We start from the raw sequence: 12,905 nt of genomic DNA, 5'->3' as shown, positions 1-12,905 counted from the left end.
TTGTTTTTCGCAAAAAAATTTCAAATTTTGCTCAATATTTTATCAAAAATTTGGATTCTAGAATAGATCAGCCTTTTTTTTAATTGCTCAATCCTCCAATAAAATATTTAGTAAATAGAATAAATTCTGAATCAAGTAGATGGAAAGCTTAGAGCTGGAAAAAGACAAAGAGAATAAGACTAAAAGCTATCTGATGATGCTTTTGGCGCTTATGCTATTCATCTTCGCGATAGATTTACTCACGGTGGCAATGAGTCATCTGAACAATGAGGTAGCTGAAAACATCCTTCTAGCTACTAGAAACCCCTTTGTTAGTCTTTTTATTGGATTGTTGATGACTGCCTTGATTCAGAGCAGTTCCACGGTGACTGCTAGTGTAGTGGCTGTCGTCGCATCTGGTCATCTCAGTCTGGAACAAGCAGTACCTATGGTCATGGGCGCAAATATCGGAACTACGCTGACTTCCACTTTGGTCTCACTTTCCTTTATCATGAACAAGAGAGAATTTAAGCGAGCACTCTCCGCGGGCATGCTGCATGATATTTTTAACATCTTCACTGTTATTGTTTTGTTACCATTGGAGGTCTATTTTGGTTTCCTTTCTAATATAGCAATCAAAATTGCGCATCTTTTTATCAAGGGTGATAGCTATTCTGGTCCCATCGTTTCCAACAAGGTGTTTACAAGACCAATCACAGAATGGATCACTACAACGATTGATATTCCATTTCTGACCCTGATACTTTCGATCTTCCTAGTTTTTGCTGCCATCAAAATCCTGTCCACAGCTGTTTACAAAGCATTTGTATTAAATAGTTTTCGAGATATCAACAAGTTGATTTTCAAAGATCCCTACATGGCATTTATCTATGGGACATTTTTCACCGCTGCTGTACAATCCAGCACTGTCACTACCTCACTCATAGTGCCCTTAGTCGCCAGCAAAAAGGTCTCCGTAAAAAAGTCCTTCCCCTTTATCATCGGAGCCAATATCGGTACTACCATCACGGCTGCTATTGCTGCTATCTATAAAACTGAGGCTGCAATAGCCCTAGCGCTAGTTCACTTCCTTTTCAATTTAATAGGGGCTATGATTTTTCTGCCATTTCCTAGATTGAGAAATATCCCGGTGACCTTGGCCTTGTATATGGGTAGAACATCTGTTAAAAGTCGGTTCTTGGGCTTCGCCTATATCCTGTTGACATTCTTTATCATTCCATTTTTGCTTATCTACTTTAGCAACGATTAAGAATTTCTCCAAGCATTCATCAATGCTTTGGCTGAACTCGTACCAATTCGGTCTGCTCCTGCTTTAATCAGGGCTAGCGCAAAATCCAGCGTTTTGATCCCTCCACTAGCTTTGATACCAACCGAAGAAGACAAATTCTCACGCATCAATTGGATATCTTCCACCTTGGCACCGGAAGCAGCATAACCTGTGGAAGTTTTCACAAAGTCAGCTCCAGCATCTTCACAGATCAAGCAAGCCTCTATAAGTTGCTTTTCATCTAGATTGGCTGTTTCAATAATAACCTTCAAGATTCGCTCTTCTTCATGGCAAATCTTAGCGATTTGAGCAATTTCGATTTTTGGCCAGTTCATCCCAGACTGATAGGCCGTCTGTGACCAAACCAGATCCAACTCGTCTGCTCCTTGACGGATTGCTTCTTGAGTCTCAAATACCTTGGTAGCCGTATCCGTATAGCCAAAAGGAAATCCGATGACAGTCACTAGCTGGACATCAGCTTCACCTAGCTCTCTCCTTACTTTTTTGAGCCAAAAGGGAGGAACGCAAACCCCGACAAACTGCTCTTCAATAGCCTCTTTGACCAGAACATCCACATCTGCACCAGTCATGGTAGGTTTCAAAAGCGTGGATTCCAAAAAACGATTTAACTTATTCATGCTCGTTTATAAAATCTGTCAAGTATATAAACTCAATAGTAAGATCTCCATCTCGAGCAATGGTAGCACGCTCTAGGATTCCGGAGTTTTCTTCCAAAAGCGCTGGAATCACCCATTTGGTCAATTGAATTCCAAACTCTCTGCTGGATTCACGTGGAAGTTCGCAAGGCAAATTGTCAATGGCCATAACCGAGATACTAGTCTGACTTCCAAAAGCTGGGATTTTTTTGCCGCTTTGCCGATCTACGTCATATACTGGATCAGATATGCTGGATGAACTCAGAGTGGTAGGAATAGATCCAGCTATATCGCAACTGATATCCGCTATCACCGAAAGTTGAAAATCATCAGCAGCAATGTCCTTTATGTCAAAAAGACGTGGAGCATCAGGATCCCAATAAGCTCCTGAAATCAGTATTTCCCCTGCTTCAGCAAATTTCTGAAAATGACTTTCATATCGCTCTGGAGAGGCGTAGAATTCCTCTCTATCGAAGCCTCCATCTGACTTACGACGATTGTAATCCGAAGAGCTCAACTTCACATACACTGGCTCATCATAATATAGATGCAAAAAATCATGAGCCGAAACTTCGCGAATCTTCAAGGATTTCAGGACCTCCATAGCCCCATTGCCTACACGACCCGAGCCTGTTAGGATAATTTTAACAGGCGGTAGCTGCACTTTGGAAAGCTCTAAATGAAGATCTTGTAGATCTACACATTCATTAGCCCGCTTTATATCAAAGAGATCGGTCTTCTTTCCATAGGTCCAAAAAGCATTATATGCGCCGATTATTCCTGCCCATCTTCCAAATGCGACCACGCGATTGCCTGCCTCATCCTTCAGGACTTCGTAATCTATCAATCGAATATTTTTGTCCAAAACCGCCCGAAGAAGTTTCTTGTTGTAGGCTTGTTTCTTGATCGTATGCGAAAAGAAAAAATAGGTCTTTCCTGGTATCAACTGATCCACCGGCACTTCTTTCACTCCGAAAAGCACATCACAATCGGAAATATCTTCAAATACATTAATTCCAGCTTCAAGAAACTCCTGATCCGAATAGGCACGAAATGGACTGGATTGTACTTGAATAGCAATTTTGCCGACATATTGTTCCTGAATAGCTTTCAGCTGCTCTGGTGTAAAAGGAACTCGTTTGTCAGGAGGGTTTTTTCCTTCGCGGATTATTCCGATTTTCATGTAAATTATAGTTACTCCGAAATTTAATATACCCAATGAATTATGTTTTGCTAGCGCTCAGCTGGATCATATTTTACACGCTTCATTCATTTCTGGCTGCATCCAAGTTAAAAAGAATTCTGGAGGGAAAATTGGGAAATGCCTACAAATGGTATCGCTTAGCATACACATTGATTGCTATCCTGCTTTTTCTAGGTATCATGATCCAGGCACTGCTGATCCCAACTGAGATTTTGATACCGAAATCTGAGCTGACGACTTATCTAGGATATATGTTTGCAGGATTCGGGACGATCATCGCTACCAAATCAAGTAAAAAATACTCGCTCAAAAACTTTCTAGGACTTATCCCCAAGCAAGAAGTATCGGAGGAATTGGTCACTACAGGCCTGTATTCAAGGATACGTCATCCCCTGTACGCCGGACTGATCTTGATTTTTCTAGGCTATTTTCTTTTTTCAGGATCAGTGAGCTCTGCTGTTCATCTAGGCTGTCTATTGCTCTATTTACCGTTTGGGATATATTTTGAGGAAAAAAATCTAGTTCATCAATTTGGCGAAAGCTATCAAAAATACAAGACTGAAGTTCCTCCGCTGATTCCAAGGTTATGGTAGGCCTGAGCCAGGATTAGTCTTGGCAATTTAACATTGAGCTAGTCCAACCTCGGCAAGCTAATTTTATACTTCATAGAAAGCATTCGAATTGCTATGATCACAGCAATTGAAATCAACAAATTGATATCTCTAGAGACTTCGTAAGAATTGAGAATTAAATAAACGATTGCTCCTGCTAAGCAGGCTGAGGCATAGACTTCTTTTCGGAAAAGAATCGGAATTTCGTTGGTCAGCGTATCTCGAATCACCCCGCCCATTACGGCAGAAAACATTCCCATGATCGCCGCTATCTCAGGTCTCATACCGAGATTAAGAGCTTTTTCTACTCCTAGCACAGTGAAAAATGCTATTCCCAGCGTATCAAAAAGGAAGAAGGTCCTTCGGAGCTCGCTCAGAAATTTGGGAAAAGTAAATGCCGCCAAAACTCCTACTAAAATTGCATAGAGGAACCATACATCATCAACCCATACTAATGGATAGCTATCCAGCAAAATATCTCTAAGTGTACCTCCACCAATCGCGGTGATAAAGCCTGTAAATCCCGCTCCAAACATATCATGCTCTCGCTCACGTATCGCCAGTGCCCCTGAGATCGCAAACACAAAAGTCCCAACTAGTTCTAATCCGTATTGTAAATCCATCTAAGAATTCATGTTATCAATTTCGAGAAACTTCGAGCCGCAAAAATCCAACTTTATTTCGGTTCGCTAGTCAGGTATTGAGGCGAATTAAAAATTAATTATTGGATGGGTACTCAGACCTAGATTTAGGATCGGTTAGTAAAACAAGTATTTAGTCCCATAGATAATTAGCCGCAAGTGAGTAGTATCTTAAGTCTAACTGCTTAATACTTTATTACTTCTTCGAAAACTCAAATAGCTTTCTCTTTTCGTCTTTATTCAGCGCCTCATAACCTCGATCAGCTATTTTGTCCAAGATCTTATCGATTTCCTCCTGAGTTGCTTCCTCAGTGCTATTAGATGCAGGGGTTGATTTTGGAGTCTTTTTGAAGGAAGAGAAGCCTCCTCCGCTGGAGGTTTTAGATTTGCGATAGGAGACTTTTACGTTACTTTTTCGCCCCGAGAATAGATCCTCAAAGAAGATCCCAACTTTCTGAACAGGTATTCCCCAATCATTTCCTTTGCGCAGCTGCACAACATATAAGTAACCTAAAAGTGCTCCTCCTAAGTGTGCTAACTCTCCCCCTGCATTTGCGCCAGCAGAATTGGCAAAGGATAAAATCACATAGAAAATCGCGATGTACTTGATTTTTACGGGACCCAGTAGAATCAAAAAGAAGGTGGTATTGGGTGAAAGTGTCGCCGCTCCTACCACTATGGCGAAAACTCCAGCGCTGGCTCCTAGCATCAGCGAGGAGTCCAAATTGGTGTTGAAATAAGGAGATAAGTTATAAATCAGTACGTAAAAAAGCGCACCTGATAAACCTCCCAAAATATAGAGATTAGCAAGTTTCCTGCTTCCCAAAAACTGATGAATCAACTGACCAAACCAGAATAAGAAAAGCATATTGAAGAGGATATGTAGTATCCCTTCGTGCAAAAACATGTAAGTAAAGATGCTCCAAGGTTGGGATGCTAATCTTGGCAGAGATGCCGGCATCATCAAAAGGGAAAGAGCAGAGGAATATAAGTCTCCCAAACCGCCGATGGTCATAAATACCCTAAACACCAGCACCACAAAAAACACCAAGATGTTGATTGCAATCAGCTTGTAAAGGCTGTTGTCGCTGTGTTTAAAAGCGTTCCGAAGATTGTCCCAAAAGTTACCGTACATAATTAATAAAAACTGTTTCTGTCTTTTTTCCAGAAATAAACCAACACTCCGCCTATCACCAATCCGCTGAGGTGGGCAAAGTGAGCTACGTTGTCTAGCGGATTATTCACAAATACGTTATATATAGTATAAAGGCTATAGAAAAGCACCATATATTTTGCCTTGATCGGTATCGGCGGGAAGAGCAAGAACAATTGCGTATTGGGGAAAAGCATGGCAAATGCGATCAAAACCCCGAATAGAGCGCCTGAGGCACCCACCATTGGAACATTGCCTTGAATCTCCAGAATTGCATCCAGCGTCTGCTTAGCCTGACTGATTTTATTTGGATCATTTGGATTGCGACTATAGGCATCTACAAAATCAAATACTGAACTTTGGAAGAAGCCACGGTTTTCCAACACCAATTTATTGAAGGAATCTGGATCAGGGTTGTTTTGGAACATCGCCACTTTTTCCTCCAGACTATTCATTCGGTAAGCAGTATATCCTGAGTATAGAACCCCTGAACCTACGCCACAAACCATCCATAGAATCAACAATTTCTTTGGCCCCAAAAACTGCTCTAGCAATGGCCCGAAGATTAAAAGCCCAAACATATTGCCGAACAAGTGCCAGAAATCCGCATGCATAAACATGTAGGTCAGAAACTGAAAAGGCTTGAAGTGTGGGCTATGAATGTAATAAAGCGCAAACCAATCATTCAACTGAGGAAAGATAAACTGCGAGACGATAAGCAGTCCCACATTGATAATAAGTAGGTTTTTGACTACTGGAGTAATATTTCTAAACATGCTATTTTCCGAAGAATGAATGAATACTGCTTAAATCTAATTTCACGAATGTTTTGTTTCCTCCCAAGCCGTAATTTGGCGTTTGACAGGCAAAAAGCTGCCCAACTAGAGTTTCCATTTCTTGTGAATTTAGTTTTTGCCCTTTTTTCAAGGACGATTTTCGCGCCAAAGAACGCGCTAGATTTTCTCTAGTGTCGAGCGAAAGCTCACTTTTGAAATGTTTGTATTGCTCTAGAAGCCCTTCGAAAAGCTCCTTTTCATTTTTGACTGGAATATCAGCTGGCACACCCTGAATGATAACGGTGTCTTTGCCAAACTCAGAAACCATAAATCCCAAACTGTGCAGCTCTGGCATGATATCCATCACCAAAGCAAAGTCAGATGGGCCGAGATTGATAGTCGGGGGAAAAAGACATTGCTGGGAAGTGCCCTGAGCGAGTGTCAACTGGCGCAAATAGCGCTCGTACAATATCCGCTCATGGGCTGTCTGCTGGTCTATGATCAGAAAACCTGTGGACATCTGGGCAATCACATAGCTCAACTCTACCTGAAAGGTCGCTCCTGTGGATTCGGTCTCTCGGGGCCTAGGAATAAACTCAGTGGCTTCATCTGGCTTGGCCCTACTTTCAAAAGTTAATACTTCTGTTTCTTCAGTTTGGCTAGATCGATTGATTTCTCTATTTGTTTGTTGACCCCCTTCAAATAGTTTTTCCCAGCCAGATGTGCTAGCCTGCTTGAATTCTGGAGTATTGAATGATTTGTAGCTGTACTCTCTATCCACCTGTGCTTTTTTCTCTGGATCCTTATCCCACTTTTCATTGAAATTCACATCCAAACTAAAATCCAATGAGGGCACTACATGATGCGCGCCCAGAGCTTGCTTTACAGCAGATCGAAGTACAGCATAGATCGTCCGCTCGTCGTCAAACTTGATTTCGGTCTTAGTCGGATGAACATTGATATCAATATGGGAAGGGTCGATTTCTAAGAAAAGCACATAGAATGGATGCTGATCCGGTTGCAGCAGTCCATCGAAAGCTGTGCTTACTGCATGATTGAGGTAGCTACTTTTGATGAAGCGATTGTTCACAAAGAAAAACTGCTCACCTCGGGTTTTCTTGGCATTTTCAGGCTTACCTATATAGCCTTTCACATTGATATGTGGAGTAAGTTCCTCACAAGGCACCAGTTGTCCTTGGTAATTTTTACCAAAAATCCCTACAATTCTATGACTGAGTTTACCTGGCGTGAGGCTATAAACCTCCAGATCTTGCTGAAAAAGGGAAAAACCAATTTCAGGATATGAAAGTGCTACCCGCTGAAATTCATCCACGATGTGGCGCATTTCTACAGGATTTGATTTTAGGAAATTTCTACGTGCAGGAACGTTATAAAAGAGATTCTTCATAGAAACTGATGTCCCTACATTCCCTGCAAAAGGCTCTTGTTTTTTCACTTCCGAGCCTTCGATTTGGATCAAAGTCCCCAATTCAGCTTCAGCTTGGCGGGTTTTAAGTTCTACCTGAGCTACTGCTGCTATAGATGCCAAAGCCTCACCACGAAATCCGAAAGTTCTGATAGAAAAAAGATCCGAAGAACTCCGGATTTTGGAGGTAGCATGTCGCTCAAAACTCATACGAGCATCAGTGCCAGACATACCTTTACCGTTGTCTATTACTTGAATAAGCTGTTTTCCTGATTCTTTCACTACCACTTGCACCTGGGTAGCGCCAGCATCCACCGCATTTTCGAGAAGTTCTTTGAGTGCGGAAGCTGGTCTTTGAACTACTTCTCCTGCTGCGATTTGATTAGCTATCGCATCGGGAAGGAGTTGGATGACATCACTCATATTTCTTCTTAGGTTTAATTATCCTGAAGAAAAAATAAATCGCCGCCAACAGAACTCCTGCATAGGCCAAGAATTCAAATATCATTGTGCCTAAGTACACATAGCCGAATATGGTCCCAAATAGGAATAAAAAAATGAAGGTTCGGATCATTGCTGTAGAAGCAAACATATTAACCCCATCGCGCTCTTTTATTCCTTTATGCTGTGCAAATGATCCACGTATTCCAGCTCCATAGGCTCCAATGTCCCGAGAATTCCCATCAGTATTTTCCAAAAGCCCCTGTGCTTCCAAGTCTTTTTTGATTTGGGAGGTTCTTTGCTCGATCTCCTCACGAACTGGATCATAATACCTAGGTTTGATATCAAATCTCATTGGAGCAGCAGTACGAAATATAGATGGGAATTTCATATGTATATAATTTTCTTTAAGAACTCAGATGCCCGCCCGGCTTAGACCAGTTGGATAGTGAATCTCGCATGGATTTAAATCTTCCAAGTATGTGACCTACAATTGCTCGATTTCATGAGCTTCTTTTTTAATTAGTATTCTCAGCTTAAGTAAAGTCACAAAGTGGGAATAAGTTCCGGACAATAGACCAGATATCAAATTTATGAGCTTTTTAACCGGTATTGCGATTCGATCTTACCTTATCTTGCGTAACTTCATTATTCAAGTTTTTTCATCCAGCTACAGGATGTAAACTTGGGACAAGGAAAACGATGTGAAAAGCCAATTTTGCCTTCTCTAACCATCGTGTATACAAATTTATTTTAAAAGTTAAGGATTAAAAATTTACTTGAGAATGAGCAGCAAGCTTTATAGAGTTTTAGCAATAGGTTTTATAGCGCTTATTTTTTCGTCTGGAAAGCTCGACGAGTCTTTAACAGTAGAAGATCCCCTGATTTCTTCAGATCCTATCGCTCAGCTGAATTGGGTAGATTCGGTCTTTAATAGCCTCAGTTTTGATGAGCGTTTGGGACAGCTTTTTATGGTAGCTGCCTACTCTAATCAAGGTCAGGCACATGTCAATCAGATTTCCAATTTGATCAAAACTGAAAATCTTGGGGGATTGATTTTTTTTCAGGGAGGACCTGATCGCCAAGCTCGCCTAACCAATCTCTACCAAGCTCAATCCAAAACTCCGCTTTTTATAGCCATGGATGCCGAATGGGGCATAAGTATGCGTTTGGACTCTATACCAGATTTCCCAAAGGCCATGACATTGGGAGCAATACAAGATGAACAGTTGGTGTATAACATGGGCAAGGAAATGGCTCGTCAGTTTAAAGAATTGGGAATGCATATCAATTTTGCTCCGGTCGTAGATGTCAATTCTAATCCCGACAATCCAGTGATCGGATACCGAGCTTTCGGGGGAGAAAAAAAAGTAGTAGCCCAACATGCCGTTTCATACATGAAAGGCTTGCAAGACCATGGCGTGATAGCCAATGCCAAGCATTTTCCTGGACATGGAGACACAGAAGCAGATAGTCATTATACTTTGCCGGTGATCAAAAATCCAGAACAGCGGATATGGGACATAGATTTGTATCCCTACCAGGAGCTTTTCAAAGAAAACCTCATGTCGGTGATGGTCGCACATTTGAATGTACCCAGCTTGGATGATTCGGATAATATGGCCACCAGTCTTTCCAAAAAAGTGGTGACGGATTTACTTCAGCATAGAATGAACTTTCAAGGATTGGTTTTCACTGATGCCTTGAATATGAAAGGAGTGGCCATTGCCAACTCTCCTGGGGAAGTTGATTTGAAGGCACTGCTTGCAGGGAATGATGTGTTGCTCTATTCACAGAACGTATCCAAAGCCAAAGAACTGATCAAGCAGGCTGTGGCTGATGGGAGGATTTCTGAGCAAGAAATTGATCGAAGAATCAAAAAAATCCTGAAGGCAAAGTATTGGGCTGGCCTGAATAACTATAAGCCTATCAAAACCTTCGGCTTGGTGGAGCGATTGGATACTCCAGAGACTGACGTAATCATCGAAAGTCTATATGCAGATGCAATTACTGTAGCGACCAACAAAGATAATCTACTCCCCTTCAAACAATTGGACTTGAATTCCTTTGCCAGCCTGAGTATTGGCGATGATGGTAAGGATTTTCAAAAGTACCTAAGCAAATACACCAAGTTTGATCATTTCAATATGCAAAAAGGTGGAACAGGATCTATCCATTCCAGTATGCAGAAGAAACTGGAAGATTACGATGTGGTCGTAGTAGGCTTGATGGGAGTAACAAATAGTCCAAGAAGAAATTTTGGTGTCTCTGCTGCTGATGTACAACTCATCAAAGATCTGGCAAAAAAGAAAAAAGTAGTGACTGTTCTATTCGGCAATGCCTATGCTTCCGAACAATTGCAGGGTTTAGGAAATGTAGTATTTGCTTATGAAAACAACGAGACCACTCAGGAATTGGCTCCTCAGATTTTATTTGGAGCTAGAGCTGCAAAAGGAATACTGCCAGTAACGGTAAATCAACAATTTTCTCAAGGAGTAGGTGGTTATTTGGCACCAAGCAATCGGCTTTCATATGGAACGCCCGAAAGCGTGGGTGTGGATGGAAAGATTTTAGATAAAATCGATGCTGTAGCCGAAAAAGCTATTAAAATTCAGTCTACTCCAGGAGCAAATGTGCTAGTGGTAAAAGATGGGAAGGTTATTTTCGAAAGATCCTATGGCAAACTGGAATATAAAAGCAGTCCTAAGGTCAATTCTGAAACTGTGTATGATTTAGCCTCTATTACCAAAGTACTGGCTACGACCCAAGCAGTCATGTTTTTGGAAAGTCGTGGGGAGATCGACATGAAAAAGACCCTAGGTGATTATCTGCCTGAGTTGAATGGAACAAATAAGGAAAGATTGCGACTCAGCGATGTGATGGCACATGAGGCCGGACTAGTGTCTTTTATTCCCTATTATGCACATAGCGTAGAAGCAGGTAGCTGGCGCGCAGATTACTACAAACCTAACTCAGAACTAGGTTTTACTAGGCCAGTTTCCAATGACATGTACGGTATGGATGCCTTGCGTGATAGTATTTGGCACTGGACTGTAGACTCGAAAATAACGCCAATTCCTAGAGGCGCAAGCAAACATAAATATGTGTACTCTGATCTGACGATGTATTTTATGCAAGCCGTAGTGGAGCGAATTGTGAATCAGCCTATGGAGACTTTCTTGGATCAGAACTTCTATGCGCCCCTGGGTCTAAGTACTATGACCTTCAATCCTGCCCAAAAAATGCCTATAGATAATATTGCTCCGACGGAAAATGATATCACTTTCAGAAAAAGGCAAGTGCAGGGATATGTTCACGATCCCGGAGCAGCTATGTACGGCGGAGTAGCTGGGCATGCGGGGCTTTTTGGCACTGCAAATGATCTGGCGGTGATGATGCAGATGATGCTAAATAAAGGCTTTTATGGTGATGTTAACCTGATCAGTCCTGAGACTATCGAGGAATTTACCAAAAACCAATCCCGCCAAAGCCGTAGAGGATGGGGATGGGACAAACCCAATACGGAAGTAGGGAGTGGTGGTTCAGCTGGGGATTTAGCACCCAAATCAACCTTTGGACATACGGGATTTACAGGCACCTGTGTATGGGCAGATCCAGATAATCAGCTGATCTATGTATTCCTTTCCAACCGTGTGTATCCAGACGCGACGAACAAAAAATTGCTAAGTGAAGGAATTCGTACTGATATCCATGATATCATTTATGAGGCGATGGGGAAGAAATAGTCTTTCTAAAAAGGCAATTTTCCTAAATCCACATTTCCACCTGAAAGAATAATTCCAACTTTCTTACCTCTAAATCTATCCTGATTTGCAAGCAAAGCAGCTAAGGGTACTGCGCAGGAAGGCTCAATAACTATTTTCATCCGCTCATAAATCAATCTCATTGCTTCGATGATTTGCGGATCTGTAGCTAAAAGAATATCAGAAACGTAAGCTTTAATCAGTTCGAAATTCAAAACCCCAAGCGAGGTTAATAATCCATCTGCGATGGTGTTTGGACCTGATTGGGGAATTATTTTTCCAGCGTGGAAGGACTGAAATGCATCGTCAGCACCCTGTGGTTCGGCGGCGATTATTTCAATAGATGAGTTGAGGTAATGTGAAGTCAGAGCAGTTCCGCCCAAAAGTCCTCCTCCACCCACTGGAACCAAGATGATGTCTAGCTCAGGTTGGTCTTCAATAAGCTCAAGCGCACAAGTAGCCTGTCCCTCGATCACATCCATAAAGTCGTATGGAGGAATAAAAGTAGCACCCGTTTTCCTGACAACTTCTTCCAAAGTGGTTTCTCGAGATTTTAGGTTTGGTTCGCATTCTATTATCTCTCCACCATAGCCATTTACAGCCTTTTTTTTGATCTCGGGTGCATTAGATGGCATGACGATGTAAGCTGGAATCCCAGCCACCTTTGCTGCTCTTGCCAATGCTGCTGCATGATTTCCGCTGCTGTGCGTTGCTACTCCCTTAGCTTTCTGTGCATCGGTAAGTTTCATCACCGCATTAGCAGCTCCTCTGGCTTTGAAAGCACCAACTTTCTGGAAGTTTTCACACTTGAAAAAAATCTTACATCCAGCGATTTCATTGATAGCTGAAGAAGTCAAAATAGGCGTACGATGAATAAAAGGCTGAATGCGATCATGTGCTGTTTGAATGTCAGTGAGGGAAGGAAAAGTCGATTTCATAAGTTGAAAATAGGGAAAAAAGAGAAAG

The 12,905-nt window shown here is 41.8% G+C and carries 11 protein-coding genes; 3 read left to right on the top strand and 8 right to left on the bottom strand.

What is annotated here, in order from left to right:
* Window positions 1-139: 139 nt before the first annotated feature.
* Window positions 140-1,249 (top strand): Na/Pi symporter, encoded by a 1,110-nt coding sequence (locus LV85_RS01015; protein WP_111316314.1) that lies wholly within the window; start codon window positions 140-142, stop codon window positions 1,247-1,249.
* Here LV85_RS01015 and deoC read toward each other — a convergent pair.
* Together deoC and LV85_RS01005 are read right to left on the bottom strand one after the other, a co-directional pair.
* Entirely contained in the window at window positions 1,246-1,905 is a 660-nt protein-coding gene (gene deoC / locus LV85_RS01010) for a deoxyribose-phosphate aldolase (RefSeq protein WP_111316313.1), read from the bottom strand. The two genes, LV85_RS01015 and deoC, sit on opposite strands and share 4 nt — an antisense overlap.
* Entirely contained in the window at window positions 1,898-3,106 is a 1,209-nt protein-coding gene (locus LV85_RS01005) for an NAD(P)-dependent oxidoreductase (protein ID WP_111316312.1), read from the bottom strand. The genes deoC and LV85_RS01005 overlap by 8 nt, the downstream gene beginning before the upstream one ends.
* Window positions 3,107-3,141: 35 nt before the next feature.
* On the opposite strand from LV85_RS01005, the gene LV85_RS01000 reads away from it, so the two are divergent.
* Window positions 3,142-3,720 (top strand): methyltransferase family protein, encoded by a 579-nt coding sequence (locus LV85_RS01000; protein ID WP_111316311.1) that lies wholly within the window; start codon window positions 3,142-3,144, stop codon window positions 3,718-3,720.
* 38 nt (window positions 3,721-3,758) lie between these two features.
* Here LV85_RS01000 and LV85_RS00995 read toward each other — a convergent pair whose 3' ends face one another.
* The 5 genes from LV85_RS00995 to LV85_RS00975 all read right to left on the bottom strand — a co-directional run bounded on the left by LV85_RS00995 (window position 3,759) and on the right by LV85_RS00975 (window position 8,566).
* Window positions 3,759-4,361, bottom strand: coding sequence for a trimeric intracellular cation channel family protein (locus tag LV85_RS00995; protein WP_111316310.1), 603 nt, complete (start codon window positions 4,359-4,361; stop codon window positions 3,759-3,761).
* Window positions 4,362-4,575: 214 nt separating this feature from the next.
* Window positions 4,576-5,514, bottom strand: coding sequence for a rhomboid family protein (locus LV85_RS00990; protein WP_111316309.1), 939 nt, complete (start codon window positions 5,512-5,514; stop codon window positions 4,576-4,578).
* Between the two features lie 2 nt (window positions 5,515-5,516).
* A complete protein-coding gene (locus LV85_RS00985; RefSeq protein ID WP_111316308.1) occupies window positions 5,517-6,308 on the bottom strand; it encodes a rhomboid family intramembrane serine protease in 792 nt (263 codons plus the stop codon).
* Window position 6,309: 1 nt separating this feature from the next.
* Entirely contained in the window at window positions 6,310-8,157 is a 1,848-nt protein-coding gene (mutL, locus tag LV85_RS00980) for a DNA mismatch repair endonuclease MutL (RefSeq protein ID WP_111316307.1), read from the bottom strand.
* On the bottom strand, window positions 8,150-8,566 hold the full coding sequence (locus tag LV85_RS00975) for a hypothetical protein (protein ID WP_111316306.1): 417 nt from the start codon (window positions 8,564-8,566) through the stop codon (window positions 8,150-8,152). The genes mutL and LV85_RS00975 overlap by 8 nt, the downstream gene beginning before the upstream one ends.
* Before the next feature lie 394 nt (window positions 8,567-8,960).
* Here LV85_RS00975 and LV85_RS00970 point away from each other — a divergent pair, with 394 nt between their 5' ends.
* Window positions 8,961-11,921, top strand: a complete 2,961-nt coding sequence (locus tag LV85_RS00970) for a glycoside hydrolase family 3 N-terminal domain-containing protein (RefSeq protein ID WP_111316305.1) — start codon at window positions 8,961-8,963, stop codon at window positions 11,919-11,921.
* Between the two features lie 5 nt (window positions 11,922-11,926).
* Here LV85_RS00970 and LV85_RS00965 read toward each other — a convergent pair whose 3' ends face one another.
* A complete protein-coding gene (locus LV85_RS00965; protein ID WP_111316304.1) occupies window positions 11,927-12,877 on the bottom strand; it encodes a pyridoxal-phosphate dependent enzyme in 951 nt (316 codons plus the stop codon).
* Window positions 12,878-12,905 lie beyond the last annotated feature (28 nt).

This window comes from Algoriphagus chordae, assembly GCF_003254055.1.
In the GTDB taxonomy this organism is placed as follows: domain Bacteria; phylum Bacteroidota; class Bacteroidia; order Cytophagales; family Cyclobacteriaceae; genus Algoriphagus; species Algoriphagus chordae.
The sequence above is the reverse complement of the archived record's forward strand: the minus strand, read 5'-3'. Positions and strand labels throughout refer to the sequence as shown.

What these genes read in the sequence shown, in the direction of transcription:
- LV85_RS01015 (WP_111316314.1), top strand. Translation starts at nt 140, where the DNA reads ATGGAAAGCTTAGAGCTGGAAAAAGACAAAGAGAATAAGACTAAAAGC.
- deoC (WP_111316313.1), bottom strand. Translation starts at nt 1,905, where the DNA reads ATGAATAAGTTAAATCGTTTTTTGGAATCCACGCTTTTGAAACCTACC.
- LV85_RS01005 (WP_111316312.1), bottom strand. Translation starts at nt 3,106, where the DNA reads ATGAAAATCGGAATAATCCGCGAAGGAAAAAACCCTCCTGACAAACGA.
- LV85_RS01000 (WP_111316311.1), top strand. Translation starts at nt 3,142, where the DNA reads ATGAATTATGTTTTGCTAGCGCTCAGCTGGATCATATTTTACACGCTT.
- LV85_RS00995 (WP_111316310.1), bottom strand. Translation starts at nt 4,361, where the DNA reads ATGGATTTACAATACGGATTAGAACTAGTTGGGACTTTTGTGTTTGCG.
- LV85_RS00990 (WP_111316309.1), bottom strand. Translation starts at nt 5,514, where the DNA reads ATGTACGGTAACTTTTGGGACAATCTTCGGAACGCTTTTAAACACAGC.
- LV85_RS00985 (WP_111316308.1), bottom strand. Translation starts at nt 6,308, where the DNA reads ATGTTTAGAAATATTACTCCAGTAGTCAAAAACCTACTTATTATCAAT.
- mutL (WP_111316307.1), bottom strand. Translation starts at nt 8,157, where the DNA reads ATGAGTGATGTCATCCAACTCCTTCCCGATGCGATAGCTAATCAAATC.
- LV85_RS00975 (WP_111316306.1), bottom strand. Translation starts at nt 8,566, where the DNA reads ATGAAATTCCCATCTATATTTCGTACTGCTGCTCCAATGAGATTTGAT.
- LV85_RS00970 (WP_111316305.1), top strand. Translation starts at nt 8,961, where the DNA reads ATGAGCAGCAAGCTTTATAGAGTTTTAGCAATAGGTTTTATAGCGCTT.
- LV85_RS00965 (WP_111316304.1), bottom strand. Translation starts at nt 12,877, where the DNA reads ATGAAATCGACTTTTCCTTCCCTCACTGACATTCAAACAGCACATGAT.